This window comes from Hymenobacter piscis, from assembly GCF_018760735.1.
Taxonomy (GTDB): Bacteria; Bacteroidota; Bacteroidia; order Cytophagales; family Hymenobacteraceae; genus Hymenobacter; species Hymenobacter piscis.
This window is the reverse complement of record NZ_JAHHZN010000003.1, coordinates 131769-154176: the sequence shown is the minus strand read 5'-3', so window position 1 is coordinate 154176 and position 22408 is coordinate 131769. Positions and strand designations below refer to the sequence as shown.

At 62.1% G+C, this 22408-nt stretch carries 20 protein-coding genes; 11 read left to right on the top strand and 9 right to left on the bottom strand.

Annotated features, from left to right (window positions below):
• Nucleotides 1-64: 64 nt before the first annotated feature.
• Nucleotides 65-934, bottom strand: coding sequence for a carboxypeptidase-like regulatory domain-containing protein (locus tag KLP40_RS04555; RefSeq protein WP_215592512.1), 870 nt, complete (start codon nucleotides 932-934; stop codon nucleotides 65-67).
• 221 nt (nucleotides 935-1155) lie between these two features.
• On the opposite strand from KLP40_RS04555, the gene KLP40_RS04550 reads away from it, so the two are divergent.
• Nucleotides 1156-1923: a hypothetical protein gene (locus KLP40_RS04550; protein WP_215592511.1), complete on the top strand. Its 768-nt coding sequence runs from the start codon at nucleotides 1156-1158 to the stop codon at nucleotides 1921-1923.
• A 25-nt stretch (nucleotides 1924-1948) separates the two neighbouring features.
• Here KLP40_RS04550 and KLP40_RS04545 read toward each other — a convergent pair whose 3' ends face one another.
• The 3 genes from KLP40_RS04545 to KLP40_RS04535 form a co-directional block, all read right to left on the bottom strand.
• On the bottom strand, nucleotides 1949-2809 hold the full coding sequence (locus KLP40_RS04545; protein WP_215592510.1) for a carboxypeptidase-like regulatory domain-containing protein: 861 nt from the start codon (nucleotides 2807-2809) through the stop codon (nucleotides 1949-1951).
• A 270-nt stretch (nucleotides 2810-3079) separates the two neighbouring features.
• Nucleotides 3080-3481 carry a GlcG/HbpS family heme-binding protein gene (locus KLP40_RS04540; protein WP_215592509.1) on the bottom strand — a complete coding sequence of 134 codons (402 nt, stop codon included), beginning with the start codon at nucleotides 3479-3481 and terminating at the stop codon, nucleotides 3080-3082.
• 171 nt (nucleotides 3482-3652) lie between these two features.
• Nucleotides 3653-5518 carry a glycoside hydrolase family 15 protein gene (locus KLP40_RS04535; protein ID WP_215592508.1) on the bottom strand — a complete coding sequence of 622 codons (1866 nt, stop codon included), beginning with the start codon at nucleotides 5516-5518 and terminating at the stop codon, nucleotides 3653-3655.
• 192 nt (nucleotides 5519-5710) lie between these two features.
• On the opposite strand from KLP40_RS04535, the gene lepA reads away from it, so the two are divergent.
• The 7 genes from lepA (at nucleotide 5711) to KLP40_RS04500 (ending at nucleotide 12959) form a co-directional block, all read left to right on the top strand.
• Nucleotides 5711-7498, top strand: a complete 1788-nt coding sequence (lepA, locus tag KLP40_RS04530) for a translation elongation factor 4 (protein ID WP_215592507.1) — start codon at nucleotides 5711-5713, stop codon at nucleotides 7496-7498.
• Between the two features lie 106 nt (nucleotides 7499-7604).
• On the top strand, nucleotides 7605-7802 hold the full coding sequence (locus KLP40_RS04525) for a hypothetical protein (protein ID WP_215592506.1): 198 nt from the start codon (nucleotides 7605-7607) through the stop codon (nucleotides 7800-7802).
• A 15-nt stretch (nucleotides 7803-7817) separates the two neighbouring features.
• Complete coding sequence (locus KLP40_RS04520; RefSeq protein WP_215592505.1) at nucleotides 7818-8729, top strand: bifunctional 5,10-methylenetetrahydrofolate dehydrogenase/5,10-methenyltetrahydrofolate cyclohydrolase; 912 nt, start codon at nucleotides 7818-7820, stop codon at nucleotides 8727-8729.
• Nucleotides 8730-9069: 340 nt separating this feature from the next.
• Nucleotides 9070-9720, top strand: a complete 651-nt coding sequence (locus KLP40_RS04515; RefSeq protein ID WP_215592504.1) for a 7-carboxy-7-deazaguanine synthase QueE — start codon at nucleotides 9070-9072, stop codon at nucleotides 9718-9720.
• A 19-nt stretch (nucleotides 9721-9739) separates the two neighbouring features.
• On the top strand, nucleotides 9740-11695 hold the full coding sequence (locus tag KLP40_RS04510) for an OmpA family protein (RefSeq protein WP_215592503.1): 1956 nt from the start codon (nucleotides 9740-9742) through the stop codon (nucleotides 11693-11695).
• A gap of 351 nt (nucleotides 11696-12046) precedes the next feature.
• Entirely contained in the window at nucleotides 12047-12415 is a 369-nt protein-coding gene (locus tag KLP40_RS04505) for a hypothetical protein (RefSeq protein WP_215592502.1), read from the top strand.
• Between the two features lie 181 nt (nucleotides 12416-12596).
• Complete coding sequence (locus KLP40_RS04500; protein WP_215592500.1) at nucleotides 12597-12959, top strand: hypothetical protein; 363 nt, start codon at nucleotides 12597-12599, stop codon at nucleotides 12957-12959.
• A gap of 98 nt (nucleotides 12960-13057) precedes the next feature.
• Here the strand turns inward: KLP40_RS04500 and KLP40_RS04495 are convergent, their stop codons facing one another.
• A complete protein-coding gene (locus KLP40_RS04495; RefSeq protein ID WP_215592499.1) occupies nucleotides 13058-14350 on the bottom strand; it encodes a citrate synthase in 1293 nt (430 codons plus the stop codon).
• Between the two features lie 248 nt (nucleotides 14351-14598).
• On the opposite strand from KLP40_RS04495, the gene KLP40_RS04490 reads away from it, so the two are divergent.
• Entirely contained in the window at nucleotides 14599-15498 is a 900-nt protein-coding gene (locus KLP40_RS04490) for an aldo/keto reductase (protein ID WP_215592498.1), read from the top strand.
• 194 nt (nucleotides 15499-15692) lie between these two features.
• Here KLP40_RS04490 and mnmE read toward each other — a convergent pair whose 3' ends face one another.
• From mnmE to KLP40_RS04470, 4 genes are all read right to left on the bottom strand, one after another.
• The gene (gene mnmE, locus KLP40_RS04485) at nucleotides 15693-17084 is read right to left on the bottom strand and encodes a tRNA uridine-5-carboxymethylaminomethyl(34) synthesis GTPase MnmE (protein ID WP_215592497.1); all 1392 of its coding nucleotides are present in this window, start codon (nucleotides 17082-17084) and stop codon (nucleotides 15693-15695) included.
• A 161-nt stretch (nucleotides 17085-17245) separates the two neighbouring features.
• Nucleotides 17246-17905: a metal-dependent transcriptional regulator gene (locus KLP40_RS04480; protein ID WP_215592496.1), complete on the bottom strand. Its 660-nt coding sequence runs from the start codon at nucleotides 17903-17905 to the stop codon at nucleotides 17246-17248.
• A gap of 123 nt (nucleotides 17906-18028) precedes the next feature.
• A complete protein-coding gene (locus tag KLP40_RS04475) occupies nucleotides 18029-19048 on the bottom strand; it encodes a 3-oxoacyl-ACP synthase III family protein (RefSeq protein ID WP_215592495.1) in 1020 nt (339 codons plus the stop codon).
• Nucleotides 19049-19150: 102 nt separating this feature from the next.
• A complete protein-coding gene (locus KLP40_RS04470) occupies nucleotides 19151-20359 on the bottom strand; it encodes a glycosyltransferase family protein (RefSeq protein ID WP_215592494.1) in 1209 nt (402 codons plus the stop codon).
• Between the two features lie 158 nt (nucleotides 20360-20517).
• Between KLP40_RS04470 and KLP40_RS04465 the strand changes: the two genes are divergently transcribed.
• Complete coding sequence (locus KLP40_RS04465; RefSeq protein ID WP_215592493.1) at nucleotides 20518-21342, top strand: 2,3,4,5-tetrahydropyridine-2,6-dicarboxylate N-succinyltransferase; 825 nt, start codon at nucleotides 20518-20520, stop codon at nucleotides 21340-21342.
• A gap of 104 nt (nucleotides 21343-21446) precedes the next feature.
• On the top strand, nucleotides 21447-22259 hold the full coding sequence (locus KLP40_RS04460; RefSeq protein ID WP_215592492.1) for a hypothetical protein: 813 nt from the start codon (nucleotides 21447-21449) through the stop codon (nucleotides 22257-22259).
• Nucleotides 22260-22408: the final 149 nt, after the last annotated feature.

Genomic DNA, 22408 nt, shown 5'->3' with positions numbered 1-22408 from the left:
TCCGGCCAAAGCCTCGGGGCAGGAATCACCGTTGTCGATACGAACGTACGTTGCCGCCCTAGGGTCATCGCCAGCTCTGCACGTTCAGGTACAGGCTGGGCCGGGCGGGATAAAAGCGCCAGTTTGCCTGGCTTTTATCACGAGTGTACACCCGGTGGAGAGGGGTTGGGAATGCTGCCGGGACATCGAAGGACTGGTAGCCAGGCGTTTCGCCTACGGCATCAAGCCATTGCAGCGCCACAATTACTTGCTGGCCTTTGTGCAGCTGCAGGTTATAAGGCTTCAGGTCCACCTTGATCCAGCCCCGTTGCTGCTCCGTGAGCACCAGTTGAATATCGACGGGCAACAACTGCTCGGCCGGGCGTTTGTCGTGCACGGCGTAAAACAGCAGCCGCAGGCGCACCTGCCGGAAGGGGTTGCTCTGCACATACACGTTGAAATCGTCCACGTAGCAGTTGTGGGGAGAGGTGAGGAAGGTGCCGAACTCCGAGCCCAGCTTTTCGCGCCGCCGGACGCTGTCCTTCACGATGCTGTTTACACCCCAATGGGCCACTCCACTGGTGCCAGTGCGGCCCAGTACCTGGGGCCGTAGCTGCCGGTGGCGCACCCTCACTTCGGGTAAGGCCTGCGGCAGTGGTTGTAGCCGCACCCGGGCGTTAGCCTGCCGCAACTGCCCGAGCAGCAGCCGGGCCGGCCGGTACCCGATGCCCGTCACGATGACCGAGTCGTCGGCCGCCAGTTCGGGCGAGTCCAGGAACCGAAAAAAGCCCTGGGCATCGGCCACGGTCCCGGCGGCCTTGCCCTTCACGCCGACGGAGGCGAAGGGTACCGGGGCGGCGGCCGAGTCGGCGTGCAACACCCGGCCGCGCAGGGTCTGGGCCGGAAGCAGGAGCGGAGAGCTGCAAATCAGCAGCAGGAGTAGGATAAAGCGCATGCCATTGGTTAGGGTACGGCCCGAAGAGGCCGGAAGCCTGCGGTGGCGTTGCACGCCCGACAAAATCCTGTGCTCCTTAGCAGGTGCGGAATGAGATGGACTGACCTCGAATCTAAAGGAGACTGATAGAAGGCGTTGGCTGTTTCCGATAACCCGGAAGCAGCTGATAGGCGGCAGTACCGCTACCGGGTTTTGCTAGCTTTGTGCAAAGCGGAATCCAGATGCCAAAGAACTTACAGGGGGTATTTATGGGGCTGCTGCTGCTGGGCGCGGCCGCGTGGCTATACGGGTGCTTCATGCCCGCCTTCATTGCGGGAAAAAGCATCAACGACCTGCATGGTATTACGTACACTATTGACCCGGCCGATGGGGCTGAAAATTCGCGGCCGGACAATCATGCCGACTACCGAAAAGCCTACTACGCGGCGGAGGAAGCGTGGCGCACGAGTCGTAATACGTGGCTGGATATTAGCTCCGGGGTAGCCATCAGCAGCCTGACGGTGCTCCTGTTTCTGCGGGCCAACCGCCTGCGGACTCTGGTCCAGTTGCGGCGGCAGCGTACCATCAACAAAACGCAGTTCGCGCTTTGGCTGAACCTGGGTTGGGGACTGCTCTGCATATCGTTGTACTGGTATTATTACTACCGGGGCGGTCGGGACGACTATCCGCCCTTTGCTGATTCCATTGGTATTCCGCTCATGTATGGAGGAATGGCGCTGCTGGTGGGGTGGTTACTGAGCAACGCGGTGCTGCTGCCTGCGCTGTGGCCGGCGCGCCTGCCCGCTTTTCTGTTCGAAAAACCACCTCGTGATACTTGGCAAACGAGGCTGACGACGGCCGTGCTGGGGTTCTTTATTCTGCTGACGGGCCTTTACGCCGTGCTGACCATCATCGACGGTGACCACCTGACGATTCCCGTGGCCCTGCTGTTTCTGTACCTGTTACTGGTGCTGCGGGGCGGCTATATGCGGGCGTTCAGGAACCGGTAGCTTCGGTGAGTCTGGTGCCGGTATTCTACTCCGTCAGCACCGTGAAATACAGGCTGGGCTGCATGGCGTGGATGCTCCAGATGGCCTCGCTGTTTTCGCGCTCCACCATCACCTGCTTGTGCTGGCGGGTGACGGGGATGGAAAAATACTTGTCCCAAGGGTCCTGTTTTTCGCTTTGCAGCCACTGAATGGTGGCCACCACGGGCTGGGCGTCCAGCTGCAGGTCGTAGGGGCGCAGGTCTACCGTGAGCCAGCCGCGCTGCCGGGCGGTGCTCGTGAGCTGGATGTCCTGGCGGAGCAGGGGCTTGCCGGGGCGGCCGTTTTCGAGGGTGTACAGGTTCAGGCGGAAGCGCAGCTGCTGGTAGTTGTTATCGGCCAGATACACGTGAAACTCCTCCAGGTAAGTGCGGCGCAGGGGGCGCAACACGGTGCCCAGCTCCCAGCCCCACTCGTCGTCCACAGTTTCCTTGCCGCTGGAGCCGCCCATCCACAGCACATCGGCTTTGGTGCGCGACTGGCCCAGCTGAGCCGCGTGCACGGGCCGGCGCTGCACCACCACGCCGCCCAGCGCCTGTTCCCGGGGGTGCAGCCGGAACACGCGCTGCCCCTGGGCCAGGGCGGCCGGCGGCACGGCCGTGCGGGAAAACCCCACCGACGTGACCACCAGCGTATCGCGCAGGTCAGGGGGGAGGCGCAGCAGGTAGCGGCCCTGCTCATCGGCCACGGTGCCGATGCTGCGGCCCGGAACGCCCAGGGTGGCGAAGGGCACGGGCTCGCCGGTCTGGTCGTTTAGCACCTGGCCTTCCAGTAGCTTCGTCTGGGCCTGTACGGATAGCGGGATAGAACAGATGACGAGCACCAGGCCAGACAGGAGCCGACGAATCATACAAAAACGAAAAAAGCTGCCCTTGGAGAGAGCTACCACAAAAGACGGAAGTTTCAACGGCTTTACGAACTACGAGAGATATGGAACCCCAGCCTCCTGGCAGCGAAATGGTGTCGTCGACGATATAGGACGGCCAATCGGCAGCGTGGTTGCCGGGCGGTTGTCAGCATCACGCAGTGCGTTGTGCGCAGGCGATACTCCCCGTAAAAAAAGCGCCGGACTTTCGGCCCGGCGCTTTTGCCAAAGAGTGCGTAACCGCTCGATCCGGTATTAGCGGAGCGCCTGGGTGCCGGCCTCGGCCACCGTGTGGTCGTTCTCCACCGAGTCGCCCGATACGCCAATGGCCCCAATGATATCATCGCCCTGCCTGAGCGGGATACCGCCCGGGAAGGTGATGAGGCCGCCGTTGGAGTGCTCAATGTTGAAGAGGGAGCCGCCGGGCTGCGAGATTTTACCGACCTCGCCGGTGGGCATGTCGAAGAAGCGGGCCGTTTTGGCCTTCTTAATGGAAATGTCGAGGGAGCCCAGCCAGGCACCGTCCATGCGCGCGAAGGCCACGAGGTTGGCCCCGGCATCTACCACGGCAATGTTCATTCTGACGCCCATTTCCTGGGACTTCTGCTTGGCAGCTTCAATAATCTGTTGCGCTTGTTGAAGGGTGATAGAGCTCATGAGAGAAATACGGTTGGTGAATAAGGCTGTACGCAGCCGGGGGCAGAACGACGGAATCTCAGTAAGCAGAAGCTGGCGCTACCAAAGCAGCTCCGCTACTCAGGACCGATAGGAAGTAGCCGGCGGGCACCGAGAAATAGGTAGGGCCAGCCCCTGGAGCTGCCGTACGGGCTACACGAACGCGTGTCCCCCGCCCGGCCCCCGGCTGTGGCGGGCATCCAGGTCGCGGTTGAGCTGGAAGGCGGCGCTGATCAGGGCCAGATGGGTGAAGGCCTGCGGATAGTTGCCGATTTGCGTGCCCTGGGGCCCGATCTGCTCCGAGTACAGGCCCAACGGGCTGGCAAAGCCCAGGACCTTCTCGAACAGCAGCCGGGCCTTGTCCAGGTCGCCGGCCCGGGAAAGGTTCTCAATGTACCAGAACGAGCACATGGTAAAGGTGCCTTCCTGGCCGGTGAGCCCGTCGGAGGCGCCGCCGTCGAGGTGGTAGCGGAATACCAGCGAATCGATGACCAGCTCCTTTTCGATGGCGCGCATGGTGGCCTGCCAGCGGGGCTCGGCCGGGCTGAACATCCGCACCAGGGGCAGCAGCAGGGCAATGGAATCGAGCACGTGGCCGCCCTTGTACTGCACGAAAGCCTGCTTGTCTTCGCTCCAGAAGTGGTGGTACACTTCCTCATAAATCTCGTTGCGGACCCGGTGCCAGTCGGCCAGCGGGGCGGGGAAGGAGCGGTCCTGGGCAATGTGGATGGCGCGGTCCAGGGCCACCCAGCACATCATCTTGGCCGAAAGAAAGTGCCGCTCCTCGTCGCGCACCTCCCAGATGCCGTGGTCGGCCCGCTGCCAGTTTTCGGCCACGAAATCCACCAGCCGGCAGATCTGCTGCCAGAAGGCAAAGGTGATGGCCCCGCCGTACTTGTTGTAGAGGTAAATGGTGTCGAGCAGCTCCCCGTAGATATCGAGCTGGAACTGCTGGGCCGCGCCGTTGCCGATGCGCACGGGCCGGGAGTTGCGGTAGCCGCTCAGGTGGTCGAGCTCCTGCTCTTCCAGGTCGGGAGAGCCGTCGACGCGGTACATGAGCTGCAGGTCGGCCGCGTCGGTGAGCTGGGCGCAGCGCTCCATAATCCAGCGCAGAAAGCCCTGGGATTCCTGCGTGAAGCCCAGGCGCAGGAAGGCGTACATGGTGAAGGCCGCGTCGCGCACCCAGGTAAAGCGGTAGTCCCAGTTGCGGGAGCCGCCCACGGCCTCGGGCAGGCCAAAGGTAGCCGCCGCTACAGTAGAGCCGAATTCGAGGGAGGTCAGGAGCTTGAGCGTGATGGCCGAGCGCATCACCATTTCGCGCCAGCGGCCGGTGTAGGTGCTGCTGTCCACCCATTCGCGCCAGAACTTCAGGGTGTCGGCAAACGCCCCTTCGGTGTAGTGCGCCAGGTCGCGGGCGATAAAGCCGGGGTCGTCGACGGGGGTGGCCTCAATCACGAAGCTGGCCGTTTCGCCGGCGTGCAGGGTCCAGCTGCCTACCGCGTCGCCATCGGGCGTGGCTTCCAAGGGCTGGCTGCTCAGCAGGCGGAATTGCAGGTGGGCATCGGCGGTTTCGAGGCCCCGGAACAGCAGGCTGCCGTCGTCCTGGGTTTGCACGCGGTGAGGCGCGCGGGCGTAGTCGAAGCGGGGGGCGCAGCGCAGCTGAAACGTGAGGCTGCCCTTGATGACGCGCAGACTGCGCACCACGGCGCAGTTCTGGCCCGGGTGCTTCACGGGCATGAAGTCGGTGAGCTCGGCCAGGCCGCCCTCGAGCAGGAACCGCGTCAGCAGCACACCCGTGTTGGGCAGGTACAGCTGCTTGGTGTGCACGGCGCCCTCGGCGCCGGCCGGTGCAATCGACCAGGAGCCGCCTTTCTCCGAGTCGAGCAGGGCCGCGAAAATGGTGGGTGAGTCGAAGCGGGTGAAGGGCAGGTAGTCGAGGGAGCCGGCCTTCGAAACCAGGGCCACAGTGTGCAGGTTGCCAATCAGGCCGTAATCTTCAAGCGGAGTGGTAGCGGACATACGAGGAAATTCAGATGCGCAAGGGGGAAGGGCCGGGGCCCGCGGGCCGGGGCTACTGCGGAGTTAACGCAAAACAGGCCCGGATTGCCGGTAGTGGCGGGAAATTTGTGCCGGCTCCGGCCGGGCCCGCGGCCCACCGTAGCATATCCCAACCCCGTTGCGTACCTTTGAAGCTAGAAAAAACCGCCTCCAGTGAAGAACATCCGCAATTTCTGCATCATCGCCCACATCGACCACGGCAAAAGCACCCTCGCCGACCGCCTGCTGGAATTTACCAGCACGGTAGCCAAGCGCGACATGCAGGCCCAGCTGCTCGATAACATGGACCTGGAGCGGGAGCGGGGCATTACTATCAAGAGCCACGCCATCCAGATGCAGTTTCCCTACAAAGGGGAAATCTACACGCTCAACCTGATTGATACCCCCGGCCACGTCGATTTCAGCTACGAAGTAAGCCGCAGCATTGCCGCCTGCGAAGGCGCCCTGCTCATCGTAGACGCCTCCCAGGGCATCGAGGCCCAGACGATTTCCAACCTCTACCTCGCCATCGGGGCCGACCTGGAAATCATCCCCGTCCTCAACAAGATTGACCTGCCCCACGCCATGCCGGAGGAGGTAACCGACGAAATCGTGGACCTGATCGGCTGCGACCCGGGCGACATCATCCACGCCTCGGGCAAAACCGGCCTCGGCATCGAAGCCATCCTGCACGCCATCTGCGAGCGGGTACCGGCTCCTAAGGGCGACCCCGAGGGGCCCCTCCAGGCCCTGATCTTCGACTCCGTTTTCAACTCCTACCGCGGCATCGAGGTGCTGTTCCGCATCAAGAACGGCACCATGAAAAAGGGCGACAAGCTCCGCTTCATGGCCACGGGCAAAGAGTATGGTGCCGACGAAATCGGCATTCTGGGCCTCAACCAGGAGCCCCGCCAGGAAATGCGGGCCGGCAACGTGGGCTACCTCATCTCGGGCATCAAGGAAGCTCGGGAAGTAAAAGTGGGCGACACCATCACCCACGTGGCCAACCCCACCCAGGAGCCCATCAAGGGCTTCGCCGACGTGAAGCCCATGGTTTTCGCCGGCATCTACCCCGTGGATACCACCGAGTACGAGGAGCTGCGCTCGTGCATGGAAAAGCTTCAGCTCAACGACGCTTCGCTGGTCTGGGAGCCCGAAACGTCGGTGGCCCTGGGCTTCGGCTTCCGCTGCGGCTTTTTGGGCATGCTGCACATGGAAATCGTGCAGGAGCGCCTCGAGCGCGAATTCAACATGACGGTGATTACCACCGTGCCCAGCGTGCAGTTCCACGCCACCGGCACCAAGGACCAGCTGCTGACCATCAACGCCCCGAGCGAAATGCCGGAGCCGAACATGATCAAGCACATCGAGGAACCTTACATCAAAGCCCAGATCATCACGGCCGCCGATTACGTGGGACCCATCATTACGCTGTGCATGGACAAGCGCGGTCTCATCAAGGGCCAGAGCTACCTGACTTCCGAGCGGGTGGAAATGACCTTCGAGCTGCCACTGTCGGAAATCGTGTTCGACTTTTTCGACAAGCTTAAAACCATCAGCCGCGGCTACGCCTCGCTCGACTACGAGCTGATCGGCTTCCGCGAGTCGGACATGGTCAAGCTCGACATCATGCTCAACGGGGAGAAGGTCGATGCCCTCTCGGCCATTGTGCACCGCAGCAAGAGCTACGAGTGGGGCCGCCGCCTCTGCGAGAAACTACGGGAGCTGCTGCCCCGTCAGCAGTTCGAAATTGCTATCCAGGCCAGCATCGGCCAGAAAATCATTTCCCGCGAAACGGTGAAAGCCCTGCGCAAAAACGTAATTGCCAAGTGCTACGGCGGTGACATCAGCCGCAAACGCAAGCTGCTCGAAAAGCAGAAGGAAGGCAAGAAGCGGATGCGCCAGGTAGGTTCCGTTGAAATCCCGCAGGAAGCTTTCCTGGCCGTATTAAAAATTGACTAACTGAGTTAAACGCGCTCCATCGGGGCGCGTTTTTTTTGCGCGTACTTTCTTCCTTTTTTCACTTGATGCACTTCTTGACCGGGCGTGTGTTGCTAAACCCCAAACCATGTCCCAACACCTCGTTAAGAACTGCACGAGCCAGGAACAGCTGGACAAGATTGTTAAAGGCCAGGAGCGCAAGTTCCGCTGGCGCGACGACTGGCCCACCATGGAGAAAGCCCTGCTCGAATCCGGTGCCCAGGCCATTGCCGCTCACCAGGCCCAGCAGAACCACCAGCCCGACGACGAATCCAAACCCGTTTAACCTCCTTCCTCCCGCATGACCACTGCCCCCGACGCCACCACCTACCGCCTCATCGACGGCAAGCAAACCGCCGAGGCCATTAAAGCAGAAATTGCCGCCGAAGTAATCCAGCGCAAAGCCACCGGCCACAAAACGCCCCACCTGGCCGCCATCCTGGTGGGCCACGACGGGGGCTCGGAAACCTACGTGCGCAACAAAGTGCTGGCCTGCGAGCGGGTTGGCTTCGAAAGTACCCTGCTCCGCTTCGAGGACTCCATCACGGAAGCCGAGCTGCTGGCCAAGGTGGCCGAGCTGAACGAGGACGACCGGATTGATGGCTTCATCGTGCAGCTGCCCTTGCCCCGCCACATCGACACCAACAAGGTGATTGAGGCGGTGCGGCCCGAAAAGGACGTGGACGGCTTTCACCCGATGAACATCGGGCGGATGGTGGCCGGGCTGCCGGCCCTGCTGCCGGCCACGCCCTCGGGCATTGTGGAACTGCTGCGCCGCTACGAGCTGCCCACCGACGGCAAGCACTGCGTGGTAATCGGGCGCTCCAACATTGTGGGCACGCCGGTTAGCATTCTGCTGGCCAAGAACCTGGAGCCCGGTAACTGCACCGTTACGTTATGTCACTCCCGGACCCGGAACCTGGCCGACATCACCCGCACCGCCGACATTCTGGTGGCCGCCCTGGGCCGCCCCGAGTTCGTGACGGCCGACATGGTGAAGCCCGGCGCGGTGGTTATCGATGTAGGGACTACCCGCGTGGCGGATGCCGACAAGAAATCGGGCTGGGCGCTGAAGGGCGACGTGGACTTTGCCGCCGTAGCTCCGCTCACGTCTTACATCACGCCCGTGCCCGGCGGCGTTGGTCCCATGACCATTGCCATGCTGCTGCTCAACACACTGCGCGCCGCCAAGGGCGAGGTGTATCCCAGGTAAGTGCCTTGTGCCTGAGGCTTAGTGCGTAGGCCCCAGGCACAGCTTTCATCCTGCGTGATACTGCTGCCAAGGCTCCGGGTGGTAGCGGCCTTCTTCGCGAAGGTGGCCGCCGCCCGGGGCCTTCGTGTTGTTCGGAACCGCAGCTGTTTTCCAGGCACTACTACCTAAGCACAAAGCACTAACGCCCCGCCAGCTGAAATCAAACTAAAACAGCCCGCGGCTTTCAGAATTCGGGGCAGTATGCTACTTTTAAAGTCGGTCCGCCCGGGAACGAGCCAATTGCCGCGGCAGTTGGATTACCCGGCGGTCCGACTTGTTTTTTCTGAGAATACCACCTGTTTTGCTGCACGAACTTCCCGTTACGTCGGCCGCTCCGGCGGCGCCGGCGGCCGCCCCCTCGCTGCCCGTTATGGAGCAGTTTTACACCATTCAGGGCGAAGGCTACAACACCGGCCGCGCTGCCTACTTCATTCGCCTCGGCGGCTGTGATGTGGGCTGCGTGTGGTGCGACGTAAAAGAATCCTGGCCCCTGGATGCTCATCCGCGCCACTCCCTGCCGGAGCTGGTGGCTGCCGCTACGGCCCACCCGGGGCGCAACGTGGTCATCACCGGCGGGGAGCCCCTCATGCACGACCTGGGCCCGCTGACGGCCGCCCTGCACGCGGCCGGCTGCCAGAACTGGATTGAAACCAGCGGCGCTTACCCTCTCAGCGGAAACTGGAACTGGATTTGCGTATCGCCCAAGAAGTTCAAGGCCCCGCTGCCCTCGGTGCTGGCGGCCGCCCACGAACTCAAGATCATCATCTTCAACAAAAGCGACTTTGCCTGGGCCGAGGAGCACGCCGCCCTGGTTGGGCCGGAGTGCCGCCTGTACCTGCAGCCCGAGTGGAGCAAGGCCCCGGCCATGATGCCGCTCATCGTGGACTACGTGAAGGACCATCCGCGCTGGCAGGTGTCGTTGCAGACGCATAAATTTCTCGATATCCCGTAGCGCCTTACTTTCCCCGCCAATGCGTCGTTCGCTCATCGTTCCGCTGGTTGTGCTGCTGACTACCGGGGGCGGATTACTCGCCCCACCGGCCGCAGCTCAGGCCCGCCTGAGTACTACCAACACCAAGGCCCGCAACCTGTGGGACAAGGCGCAGGGCCAGGCCAAGGCCCGGGACTTCGAAAAAGCCATCGAAACCCTGAACCAGCTCAGTCAGAAGTTTCCCTCTCTGGGGGAGCCTTACGTGCTGAAAGGTTCTCTGCTCAAAGCGATGGGCGAAAATCAGCAGGCCTTTGAAGCGTACCGCGACGGCCTTGGCAAGCTGCCCCTGGAGGCTTCCCGCTCCAACGATTACTTCACCCTGGGCGAGCTGGCCATGAGCTTCGGCGACTATCCGACGGCGGCTGGCAGTTTCAAGAACTACCTTAAAACGGCGGCCAAGGGGCAACGCAATATTCCGCGGGCCCAGCGCCAGCTGCTCAACTGCGACTTCGCCCAGAAGGCCATGGCCGCGCCCACCGGCATTCAGCCCGAACGCCTGGCCGAGCCGCTCAACACGTTCCGCTTCCAGTACTTCCCGGCCCTCACCGCCGACAGCCGCTTCCTGCTCTTCACCGGCCGTCCGACCCTGGAAAGTGGGGAAGACCTGTTCGTGAGCCGCCAGAACAAAGACGGGAGCATGGGCGAGCCGACCTCGATTTCGCCGGCCATTAACACGCCTTACAATGAAGGCGCGGGGGCCATTTCCGGCGACGGCAAGACCCTGGTATTCGCCTCCTGCGACCGGCCCAATTCGGTGGGTAACTGCGACCTGTACATTTCGCGGCGCACGGGCAATACGTGGAGCAAGCCCCTGAACCTGGGGCGCAACGTAAACTCGCCCGAGTGGGACTCCCAGCCCACGCTTTCGGCCGACGGGCGTACGCTCTACTTCACCAGTACCCGGCGCGGGGGCCAGGGCCAGGAAGATATCTACGTCACTACCCTCGACGAGCACAACAACTGGACGCCCGCCCGCAACGTGGGCGCACCCGTGAACACGGCCGGCAAGGACATGGCGCCCTTTATTCACGCCAGCGGCACCACGCTCTACTACGTCACCGATGGGCTGGTGGGCATGGGCGGGCTCGACGTATACCGTTGCGAGCAGCAGCTCGCCGATGGAAAATGGAGCGCGCCCCAGAATTTGGGCTACCCCCTCAACACGTTTGAAAACGAAGCTTCCCTGTTTATCAGCTCTGATAACCGCCGGGGCTTCTGCTCCCGCTCCCGGGCGGCCGTGCCCGGGGTGAAGCAGGAGCGCAACCGCCCGGTAGAGCTTTTCGGGTTTGAGGTGCCCCAGCAGGTACGGGCCCGCGAAACCAGCACCTACACCCAGGGCCGCGTCTATGATGCCTTCACCAAAAAGCCCATTGCCGCCGATGTGCAGCTCTACGACCTGAACACCAACGAGTTGGTGCAGTACGTGGGCTCCGATGCCGAGAATGGCGAATACACGGTGGTACTCAACGAAGGCCGCCAGTACGCCATGTATGCCGCCGCCGATAAGTACCTGATGAAGAGCCTGAGCTTTGATTACAGCGACAAGCGCGCCTTTGACCCGCTCACGCTCGACATCTACCTGGAGCCTGTGCGGGCCGGCCGCAGCATCGTGCTCAACAACCTGTTCTTCGACGTAAACCAGTTCGAGCTACAGCCCAAGTCACGCACCGAGCTAAACCGCCTGGTGGGCTTCATGAAACAGTACTCCGAGGTGCAGGTGGAGGTATCGGGCCACACCGACGATGTGGGCTCCGACGACGACAACCAGGTCCTGTCGCAGAACCGGGCCAAATCAGTGTACAGTTACTTGGTCAGCCAGGGAGTTAGTGCCCAGCGGCTGCGCTACCGGGGTTACGGTGAGTCGAAGCCCCTCATGCCCAACGACTCCGATGAACACCGGCAGCAGAACCGCCGGATTGAGTTGCGCATCCTTTAGCTTCCACAACCCGGCTGCCGGCCGGGAGGGTAGCTGAGGCGCCTGGCCCAAGACTACAATCAAAAAAAAGGCTGATTACACCCGTAATCAGCCTTTTTTTTGATTGTAGTCTTCCTTTTTTATGGGATTATTAGAAGGCTGGTAATGAGGTAGGTAACGGTTTTTGATAAAAGCTTTAAAATAGAATAGTGCTAAAAAAACATTTTATAGTTAAATAATTCCGTGTACATTTGAACATTCCCGGAATGCTTGATGGGCAAGGCCTGCTGCCGCGTCTATCAGAAAAACCAACCGAATTCGGGAATACTGCCTGTGTAACTCATTTCCTTAAACCCTTCACCAACAAACACTATGAAGAAGATTTCCCTTTTCGTTTGCTTGCTGCTTGGCGTACAGACTGCCGTACTGGCCAGTGCCAAAAAGGAGGGCCCCACGGCCATTCAGAACCGTGCCACGGCCCTCACGCGTTCTATAGCCGAGAAAGTACGGCTGGATGAAGGTCAGTACCTGCAGGTCAAGCGTCTCAATATCCGGATGCTGTCGGAGCAGGAGGACCTCAAGACGCGCTTCGCCGCTGACCAGGCCATTCTCGACCAGCGTTTGGCTGATGCCCAGGTGCAGTACGAAACAGAGCTGCTGGAACTGCTCCGGCCGGCCCAACTCGCCCTGTTTCAGCAAAGCCGGGCCAGCATGACAGCACTGGGTTCTCAGCCCAAGTAACCGACAAACAAAGCCCATCGTCATTCGGTGGGCTTTGTTTTTTGTCGAAAAACTAGAATGTGTAATACTCAATAGTAAATAAAATATTGATTATGTCATATAATAAGCATATATTCAATTCAAGTTTCTGCCTGATACCGCTCTCTTTTCCACATCTTCCACCAAAATCACCACTACCGTTATGAAAAAGGTATTCGTTTGCCTGACCTTTGCCGCACTCGTATCCACTGGAAGCCTGGCCCAGGTTACTTCCGGCGGTGGTAGCACCATTGCTGAGCGGGCCACGGCCATGGCCTGGCGCATTGCCGAACAAGTCAAGCTCAGCGAGGGAGAGTACGTGAAAGTGCGCCGCCTCAACATCCGCTTGCTCACCGAAACCGCTCAGGCCCGCAGCCAGTTCGCTACCAACCGCGACGCCCTCGACCAGGCTCTGGCCGATATTCAGCAGCGTTATGACTGGGATCTGGCCGCCGCGCTGCAGCCCCAGCAGTACGCCGTATATGAAAACCTGCGCACGGAGTTTACGGCCGTCAATGTTCGTTGATAATGAAGCGCTTACGTTGCTGAATATGTAGCAACACCTGAAAACAAAAAAGCCCGCGTAAGCGGGCTTTTTTGTTGATTGTCAGGATGCAATTCCGACTAAGAGCGCTGGTCGAGGGCCACGTAGTCGCGGGCAGTTTCGCCCACGTAAATCTGACGCGGACGGCCGATGGGCTCCTTGTTGGTGCGCATCTCCTTCCACTGGGCAATCCAGCCGGGGAGGCGGCCCAGGGCAAACATCACCGTGAACATCTCCGTGGGTACGCCGATGGCTTTGTAGATGATGCCGGAGTAGAAGTCCACGTTCGGATACAGCTTGCGCTCCACGAAGTATTCATCGGTGAGGGCGGCCTGCTCCAACTCCTTTGCAATTTTGAGCAGGGGGCTGTCTTCGAGGCCTAGGGCGCTCAGAACTTCGTCGGCGGCCTTTTTGATGATGGTGGCGCGGGGGTCGAAGTTCTTGTATACGCGGTGCCCGAAGCCCATCAGACGGAACGAGTCGTTCTTGTCCTTGGCCTTGTCGATCCACTTCTGGGTGTCGCCACCATCGCGCTGGATAGATTCGAGCATCTCCACCACTTCCTGGTTGGCACCGCCGTGCAGCGGGCCCCAGAGGGCGTTGATACCGGCCGAAACCGAGCCGTAGAGCGAGGCATTGGCCGAGCCCACGAGGCGCACCGTAGAGGTGGAGCAGTTCTGCTCGTGGTCGGCGTGCAGGATGAGCAGCTTGTTGAGCGCCTTCACAACTACGGGGTTGATTTCATACTTCTCCGTGGGGAAGCTGAACATCATGTAGAGGAAGTTGGCGCAGTAGTCGAGGTCGTTCCGCGGGTAGTTGAGCGGGTGACCCATGTTGTTCTTGTAAGTCCAGGCCGCGATGGTCGAGATTTTGGCCATCAACCGGATAACGTTCAGGTCGATTTCCTCCTTGCTCAGGTCCGGCGATACACTTTCGGGATAGAAGGCGGTCAGCGAGCAGATAAGGCTGCTGAGAATGGCCATGGGGTGGGCGGCCGAGGGGAAGCCGTCGAAAATCTTGCGCACGTCCTCGTGCACCAGCGTGTGCTGGGTAATCTGGCTGCTGAACGCGTCCAGCTCGGTTTTGGTGGGCAGCTTGCCGTAAATCAGCAGGTAGGCTACTTCGATAAAGGTCGATTCCTCGGCCAGCTGCTCAATCGGATAACCGCGGTAGCGCAGGATGCCTTCTTCGCCGTCGAGGAAGGTGATGGCGCTTTTCGTGGCGCCGGTGTTCTTGTAGCCCGGATCCAGGGTTACGTAGCCCGTCTGGTCGCGCAGCTTGCTAATGTCGAAGGCCTTTTCGTGCTCCGTGCCTTCGATAACCGGGAGGGTGTACGACTGCCCGTTGAGGATCAGTTCAGCAGATTCTGCCATAAAGCGTTGGTTGAAGAGTGGGGTTGCAGGGCGAAACTAACGAATTACCGGCAGGCCGGAAACCCGGTGAGTGTTTGGCGCCTATACTACAAATCCACCCGGGTGGTTGTTTGAGATGGGGTAAAGCACAAAGAAAAGCCCCCCGCCTGACAAGTGCGGCATGCCGACGAACTTTTCCCCGCTAATTCGCGCTATTTTTCGCTCCACGTCCGGTATTCGCCGGCTTTATGTCTTTTGATTTTCATCCTATGGAGTACACCAACCTCGGCGCTACCGGTCTGCAGTTAAGCCGGATAGCTTTTGGCGGCATGTCGCTGAACCCGGATGCGGCGGCCGGCCAGCGCCTGCTCCAGCGGGCCCACGCTTCCGGCATCACCTTTTTTGATACGGCCGACCTCTACGACCACGGCCGCAACGAAGAATTGTTCGGGGCCGCCTTCCGCCATTGCCGCTCCGAGGTGGTGCTGGCCACCAAAGTGGGCAACCAGTGGCGGGCCGACGGCCAGGGTTGGGACTGGAATCCGACCAGCGCCTACATCCGGCAAGCCGCCGAAGCCAGCCTGCGCCGCCTCCAAACCGACTACCTCGACCTCTACCAACTCCACGGGGGTACCCTCGAGGACGACCGGGACGAAGTGCTGGAAGCTTTTGGGCGGTTGCAGGAGGAAGGCAAAATCCGCCACTACGGCATTTCGTCCATCCGGCCCAACGTCATCCGCGAGTACGTACCCGGCGCCGGCCTGACCAGCGTGATGCTCCAACTCAGCCTGCTTGATCAGCGTCCTTTCGAAGCCATGCTCGGTCACCTGCGCACGCACAATGTGGGCGTACTGGCCCGCGGGACCCTGGCCCAGGGCCGGCTGGCCGGTAAACCCGCTACCGACTACCTCGGCCACCCGGCCGAGCAGGTAGCTCAGGCCGCTGCCGCCGTGCAGGCCCTAGCCATCGAACTGGGCCAAACCCCCGCTACCGTAGCCGGCCGCTTCGTGCTCGATACCCCGGGCGTCACGGCTGCCGTACTGGGGCTGCGCACCGAAACCCAACTGGACGAAGCCCTGCAACTGGCCAGGTGCCCACCGCTGCCGGCCGAAGCCCGCGCCGCCTTGCTGCGGGCCGTGCCGGCCAACGCGTACGAACAGCACCGGTAGAAATCTGGGCCGGACTTCAGCCCGTAGCCCGACCTCGCGCCTTGCTGCCTGCCAGGAAACCACAGCGCGGCCTATGGTTCATAGAATGGTGCGCCGCGTAGCGGGGCCCGGAACGCCTGACACTTCGGGTGCTGCCACAAAGCTGCTGCTACATCGAGCCGGGGCTGCGGACCGAAGTTCGGCCCACGGACGGCCTACTTACCAATGCAGAACTGGGTGAAAATGCTGGTGAGCAGGTCGTCGTTGCTGATTTCGCCGGTTATCTGGCCCAGGGCGCTGAGGGCGTGGCGCAGGTCGGCGGCCAGCAGCTCGGTGCCGCCGCCAGTGCTCAGGCCCACCAGTACGGCGTCGAGGTGGCGGCCTGCCTGCTCCAGGCTCTGGGCGTGGCGCAGGTTGGTGACGATGGTGCTGGCCCCGGTGCGGTCCAGGCCCTCCAGCCGGACGCGGGCCAGCAGGGCCTCGCGCAGCTCATCCAGGCCGTCGCCACGGGAGGCGGCAATCAGTACGGTGTCGGGGCGGGCCTGGAAGGCGGCCAGCTCGGCGTCGGAAGCTACATCGAGCTTGTTGCCCACGGCCAGCACCGCCGCGCCGGCCGGCAGGTTCAGGGCCTGAATCTCTGCTTCAAGTTCGCTGCCGGAAGTTGTTGTGATATCAAACAGATATACGACCAAAGCAGCTTGCAGAACCCGCTGGCGGGTGCGCTCCACGCCGATGGATTCGACTACGTCGGTGGTGTCGCGCAGGCCGGCCGTATCCACAAACCGGAACCGGATGCCCTCGATGCTGACCTCGTCCTCAATCAGGTCGCGGGTGGTGCCGGCCACGTCCGAAACGATGGCGCGGTCCTCGTTGAGCAGGGCGTTGAGCAGGGTGCTCTTGCCGGCGTTGGGCCGGCCGGCAATAACGGTGGTCACCCCGTTTTTGATGACGTTGCCCAGCTCGAAGGAACGCAGCAGGCGGCGGACCAGGGCCTGCACTTCCTGGAGCAGCTGCACCAGCCCGGTGCGGTCGGCAAACTCCACGTCTTCCTCCCCGAAGTCCAGCTCCAGCTCCAGCAGGGCCGCGAAGTGCACCAGCCTTCCGCGCAGGTCCTTTAGCTCCTGGGAGAAGCCGCCCCGCATCTGGCGCAGGGCTACCTGGTGGCTCAGGGCCGAGTCGGCGGCAATCAGGTCGGCCACGGCTTCGGCCTGGGCCAGATCGAAGGCCCCGTGCAGGAAGGCCCGCTTGGTGAACTCGCCCGCCTCGGCTAACCGCGCGCCCTGGCGCAGCAGCAGCCCCAGCACTTCCTGCACGATGTAGTCGGAGCCGTGGGTGCTGATTTCCACCACGTCCTCGCGGGTGTAGGAGTGCGGCCCCCGGAACAGTGACACGACCACCTCGTCCAGAATCCGCTGCCCGTCGCGGATGGTGCCGTAGTGCAGGGTGTGGCCGGGCTGGTCGGCCAGGCGCTTGCCGGCAAACACGGCGTCGGTCAGGGCAATGGCCTGGGGGCCCGAGAGGCGCACCAGGGCAATGGCCCCCGCCCCGGGCGGGGTGGAAAGGGCCACGATGGTGTCGGAGAGCGAGAGGGGTAAGTTGGCAGCCACGGCGGCGGGGAAGAAGTCGAAGGAATGTAGAAAATCAGGGCCTCACCAGAACGGTCAAGCCGACGCCCAAAGAAGCTGGGTCAGGCTAATTGGACACTACCGCCATCTACAAACCCAGGTTCCTCCGACGTCGGAATGACAGTTTTACTGAGCGCTCGGCCTCAATCCGTCACCAGCAGGTTGCGGCTGACTTCGGCGGAAACCAGGTATTTTATTTCCTGGTTGATTCTGATTTCAAGGGAATTATCAAATGGTATCTTATCCAGCACTTCAAGGTGGGTGCCGAGGTTGATGCCCACTTTGTCGAGGTACTGCAGGAAGGGGGCGGTGGTGTTGCGCACGGCCATTACCCGGCCCTGGTCGCCGGGGCGCAGGTCGGCGAGCAGGCGGTGCTGGGGGCGGTGCAGCACGCCCTCGGCCGTGGGAATGGGGTCGCCATGGGGGTCGAGCTGGGGGAAGCCCAGGAACTCGTCGAGGCGGCGCACCAGCAACTCGGAGTCGATGTGCTCCATCTGCTCGGCCACCTCGTGCACCTCATCCCAGTTGAAGCCGAAGTGCTGTACCAGAAACACCTCCCAGAGGCGGTGCTTGCGAATGGTGAGCAAAGCCAGCCGCCGGCCCTCGGTAGTCAGCGTCACGCCCCGGTAGCGGGTGTAATGGAGCAGGCCCTTCTCGCCGAGGCGGCGCAGCATGTCCGTCACCGAGGCCGGCCGGGTCTGGAGTTCCTCGGCCACGCTGTTGGTACTCACCTCGGTGCCCGGCTGGGCCTCCGAGAGTTTGTAGACGGCCTTCAGGTAGTTTTCCTCGGTGTAGCTGGGCATGTTTTTTAATTAAGAATTAAGAATTAAAAAATAAGAATTGGCCGTTCAGCAGGCCTGATACTGACTTACTGAACGGCCAATTCCTAATTCCTAATTCTTAATTGTTAATTCTCAATTGACAATCTACCATCTGATCAGAGCGGAGGCCCAGGTGAAGCCGGAGCCGAAGGCGGCCAGGCACACTAGGTCGCCGCGCTGGATGCGGCCTTCCTGCACGGCTTCGCTCAGGGCGATGGGCACGGAAGCGGCGGTGGTATTGCCGTAGCGCTGGATGTTGCTGAACACCTTGTCATCCGAAAGGCCCATTTTCTGCTGCACAAACTGGGTGATGCGCAGGTTGGCCTGGTGGGGAATGAGCATGTCGATGTCCTTCGACTCCAGCCCGTTTTGATCCAGCGCCTCCTTGATTACCTGCGGGAAGCGGACCACGGCGTGCTTGAACACGTTCTGGCCGTTCATGTAGGGGTAGAGCTCCTCCTCATTTTCCAGGTTCTGGATGAAGGCGGTGCGGTTCTGGCGGTTGGAGCTGGGTTCCTTCACAATGAGCTCCTCGGCGTGCTCACCCTGGGCGTGCAGGTGAGTGCTCAGGATGCCCTGGCCCTCGCGGGTGCAGGGACGCAGGACCACGGCGCCGGCCCCGTCGCCGAAAATCACCGACACGGCCCGGCCGCGGGTGCTGATATCAAGGCCCGAAGAGTGAATCTCGGAGCCCACCACCAGCACCGTATCGTACATGCCGGTTTTGATGAACTGGTCGGCCATACTCAGGGCGTACACGAAGCCCGAGCACTGGTTACGCACGTCGAAGGCCGGAATGGGGGCCTGAATGCCCAACTCGCGCTGGAGCAGCACGCCCGAGCCGGGAAAGAAGTAATCGGGCGAGAGCGTGGCAAAGACAATCATCTGCACGTCGTCGGGCGTGAGGCCGGCCATTTCCAGGGCCTTGCGGGCCGCGTTGGCGCCCATGTTGGCGGTGGTATCGGTGCCCTCCTTGAACCAGCGGCGCTCCTTGATACCGGTGCGTTCCTGGATCCACTCGTCGGTGGTATCCATCAGGGGGATAAGTTCGGCATTGGTGACTACGCGCTCGGGCACGTAGTGGCCGACGCCGGCAATTTCAGAGTTGCGGAGAGTGTTGTTCATCACTGGGGGGATTTGCGGAGCAGAGCAATCAGGAGAAAAGCGTGCGCCGAAGGTAGAAAAATTCGGAGCCCTGCCCCGTAAACGGGCGGCAAAGGTCGGCAGTTACTTGATACAATCCATGAGCCAGTGCAATTTTTCGGCTTCCAGAGGCCAAAACGCCCCCGGTGGCGGCCCCAGGGGGTAGTAAAGACCTTGCTCCAGGGCCGCCGCCAGCTCCTGCGCCGGCGGGTAATCGGGCTGCTGGAAGTCGAAAACCAGACCCGCCCGCGCCTCTTCGGCCAGTGCCACCCAGAGCGGGTTGGGCGGCACCACCAGCGGCAGGGCCTCGCCCAGGTACTCGAACAATTTGGTGGGGATGCAGCGGGCCGTGCTGGAGTGGGGCCGGTAGGGCAGCAGCCCTAGGTGGCTGGCCCTGATTTCGGCCAGCACCCGGGCGTGGGGCACCAGCCCGGCCCCGCCCACGAGCGTGACCCCGCCGCCGCTGGCTGCCACGGCCGCTTGCAGGCGCGGCAGCAGCCCCGGCTGCTGGCAGTATCCGATGATGGTGAGGTGGGCCAGGGGCCAGACCGTGCGCAGGTGGGCCGCGAAGCGCAGGGCTTCCCATATCCCGTTCAGCTCCGAAATCGTGCCCGAGTACACCAGCCGCAGCGGCTGCGTGCGCTCGGGCAGGCGGCGCGGATAGGGCACCGGGCACGAGTCGTAAGGCTGATACTTGTTTTCGATGACAAGGACGGGTTGTTGGTTGTTGGTTGTTGGTTGTTGGTTGTTGGCGAAAGGGTGGGAATCCGAGTCGGCCGCGGCTCCGGCGGCGAAGGGCAGCTCCGGGGCGTAGCTGCGCTCGGCCAGTAGTACGGCGGCGGCGCGGGCGGCGGCCAGGGTTTCGAGGCGGCGCACCAGGCCGGCCAGCAGGCCCCGGGCCCAGGCTGGGTACACCCGCTGGGTCCGGATGTTGAGGGCATAGTTTTCCCGCACGTCGTACACGAACCGGGTTGCGGGGTGGCACAGCTGCCAGAGCACGGTGGCGGGCAGCAGCTCCGGGGCGTGCACGAACACCACCGTCGGGCGCAGGCGTTGGAGCAGCTGCCAGTAGCGCCGCTGGGCTGCCAGCCGTTCCCAGCTCAGGCGGGTGCCGCGCAGCAGTTCCTGCACGCGCAGATTGGCCGGCAAATCCGGCGGGGTGGGGGCGGCCCGGCCAGCTACGTGCACCACGGTGCCTGCCCGCCCGGCCAGGGTGCGCCCGAACTTGCCCAGCATGCGGGTATCGTCGAGGGGCTTGAGTACGGAGGCCAGCAGGATGGTTACGGGAAGCATTTTCCTTGTTCGTTACTCGTTGCCCGTTGTTCGACTGGCGTCAGGTTGATTGCGCCCGGCGCTTGGTGGGCTCGCCCCGCATCCGCTACCTTTAGGCCGATAAGCCGGAAACCGGCCATCAAACCACGAATAACGAAAAACGAAAGCCGAATAACGAAATGTCTGACCTCCAAAACCTGATTGAAGCCGCTTGGAACGACCGTAGCCTGTTGCAGCAGACCGCCACCGTGCAGGCCATTGAGCACGTCATCGAAGAACTCGACAAGGGCCGCCTGCGCGTGGCCCAGCCCGGCGCTACCGAGGGCGCCGACTGGCAGGTAAACGACTGGGTGAAGAAGGCGGTGATTCTCTACTTCCCCATCCGCCAGATGGAAACGCTGGAAGTCGGCCCCTTCGAGTTCCGGGACAAAATGCGCCTCAAAACCGATTACCAGGGCCAGGGCGTGCGCGTGGTGCCGCCGGCCGTGGCCCGCTACGGCGCCTTCCTGGCCTCCGGCGTAATCATGATGCCCAGCTACGTAAACATCGGCGCCTGGGTGGGCGAGGGCACCATGGTGGACACCTGGGCCACGGTGGGCTCTTGCGCCCAGATCGGGGCCGGCGTGCACCTGAGCGGGGGCGTGGGCATCGGGGGCGTGCTGGAGCCGGTGCAGGCCGCGCCGGTTATCATCGAGGACGGCGCCTTCGTGGGCTCGCGCAGCATTCTGGTGGAAGGCTGCTTCGTGGGCAAGGAAGCCGTTATCGGGGCGGGCGTGACTATCACGGGCAGCACCCGCATTATCGACGTTACGGGCACCGAGCCCAAGGAGTACCGCGGCTACGTGCCGGCCCGCTCGGTGGTCATTCCCGGCTCGCTGCCCAAGCAGTTCCCGGCCGGCGAGTACCACGTGCCCTGCGCCCTCATCATTGGTCAGCGCAAGCCCAGCACCGACCTCAAAACCAGCCTCAACGACGCCCTGCGCGAGCACAACGTGGCCGTGTAAGTCGCCGGGCCCGGGTTGGAGAGCCCGGCCAAAACCGCTAACATTGTAAACTGCCCCCGGCTACTACTGGCCGGCGGGCCGTTTATTCCTACTTCTTTCGCTTGATGAGTACCCTCAAAACCGTTGTATCGGCCGCGCAGGCCCGGGATGAAGTGCGCGACTACATTGCCCAGGAGCTGGGTATCGATCCTGAAACCGTGCAAACCCGCGTGGCCTTCAACCGGGAACTGCCCTGGGTGGATGGCCGCTCGCGCCCCTGCTTCCTGGTGGAGTGGGCCGAGCCCAACGGCCGCGACGGGGTGGCCATTGCCGGCCCCTACACCTATAACTTCTTCGAGTTCACCCGCGCCGATGCCTACCAGTTGGGGGCTCAGAACGCCTGGCGGCAGCAGCTGCTCAACCTGTACGCCGGCTGCGAGCTGGTGGCCCAGGCCCGCATGACCCAGGGCCTGACCGACGTGGCCGACCCCACGCGCCTGGCCATTATCAAGCAGAGCCTGGAGGAGCGTAGCAACTGGCGGGTGGGCGTCAACGTCTCGCTGCGGGACTTCCTGCGTCTGGGCACCGATGAGTACTACATCTTCAACGGCAGCTGGGTCTGGAACCCGAACTACCGCTACTCCCACCTGAAGGGCTTCGTGCCCTACGGCGAGAAAACCCTCATGAGTCTGCCCAAGCAGGACTACATCCCCGTCAAGTCGGCGTCGCCCTTCGAGGCCCTGCCGGAAGTGGGCGAGGACGGGGCCTACCCGGGCGAGCTGGTGAGCTTCATCATCGTCAAGAACGACCAGATCCTCGAAACCCGCGCCCTCGACCTTTACGCCCGCACCCTCATGAACCAGGTGGCGTTGTTCTACGCCATCGGCCGGGAGCAGGGCCCTTTCCAGATCGATTTTCAGGACCAGCGGCAGGGCTAGCATGGCTTGCTGTAGGGTTAAAAAAGAACTGTCATCCTGAGCGAAACGAAGGATCTTGCCACGATAGAACGAGTCGTTAATACGGTCGTTTTTGCGTGATAAGATCCTTCGCTCCGCTCAGGATGACAGTTCTTTATTACCCTTTCAAT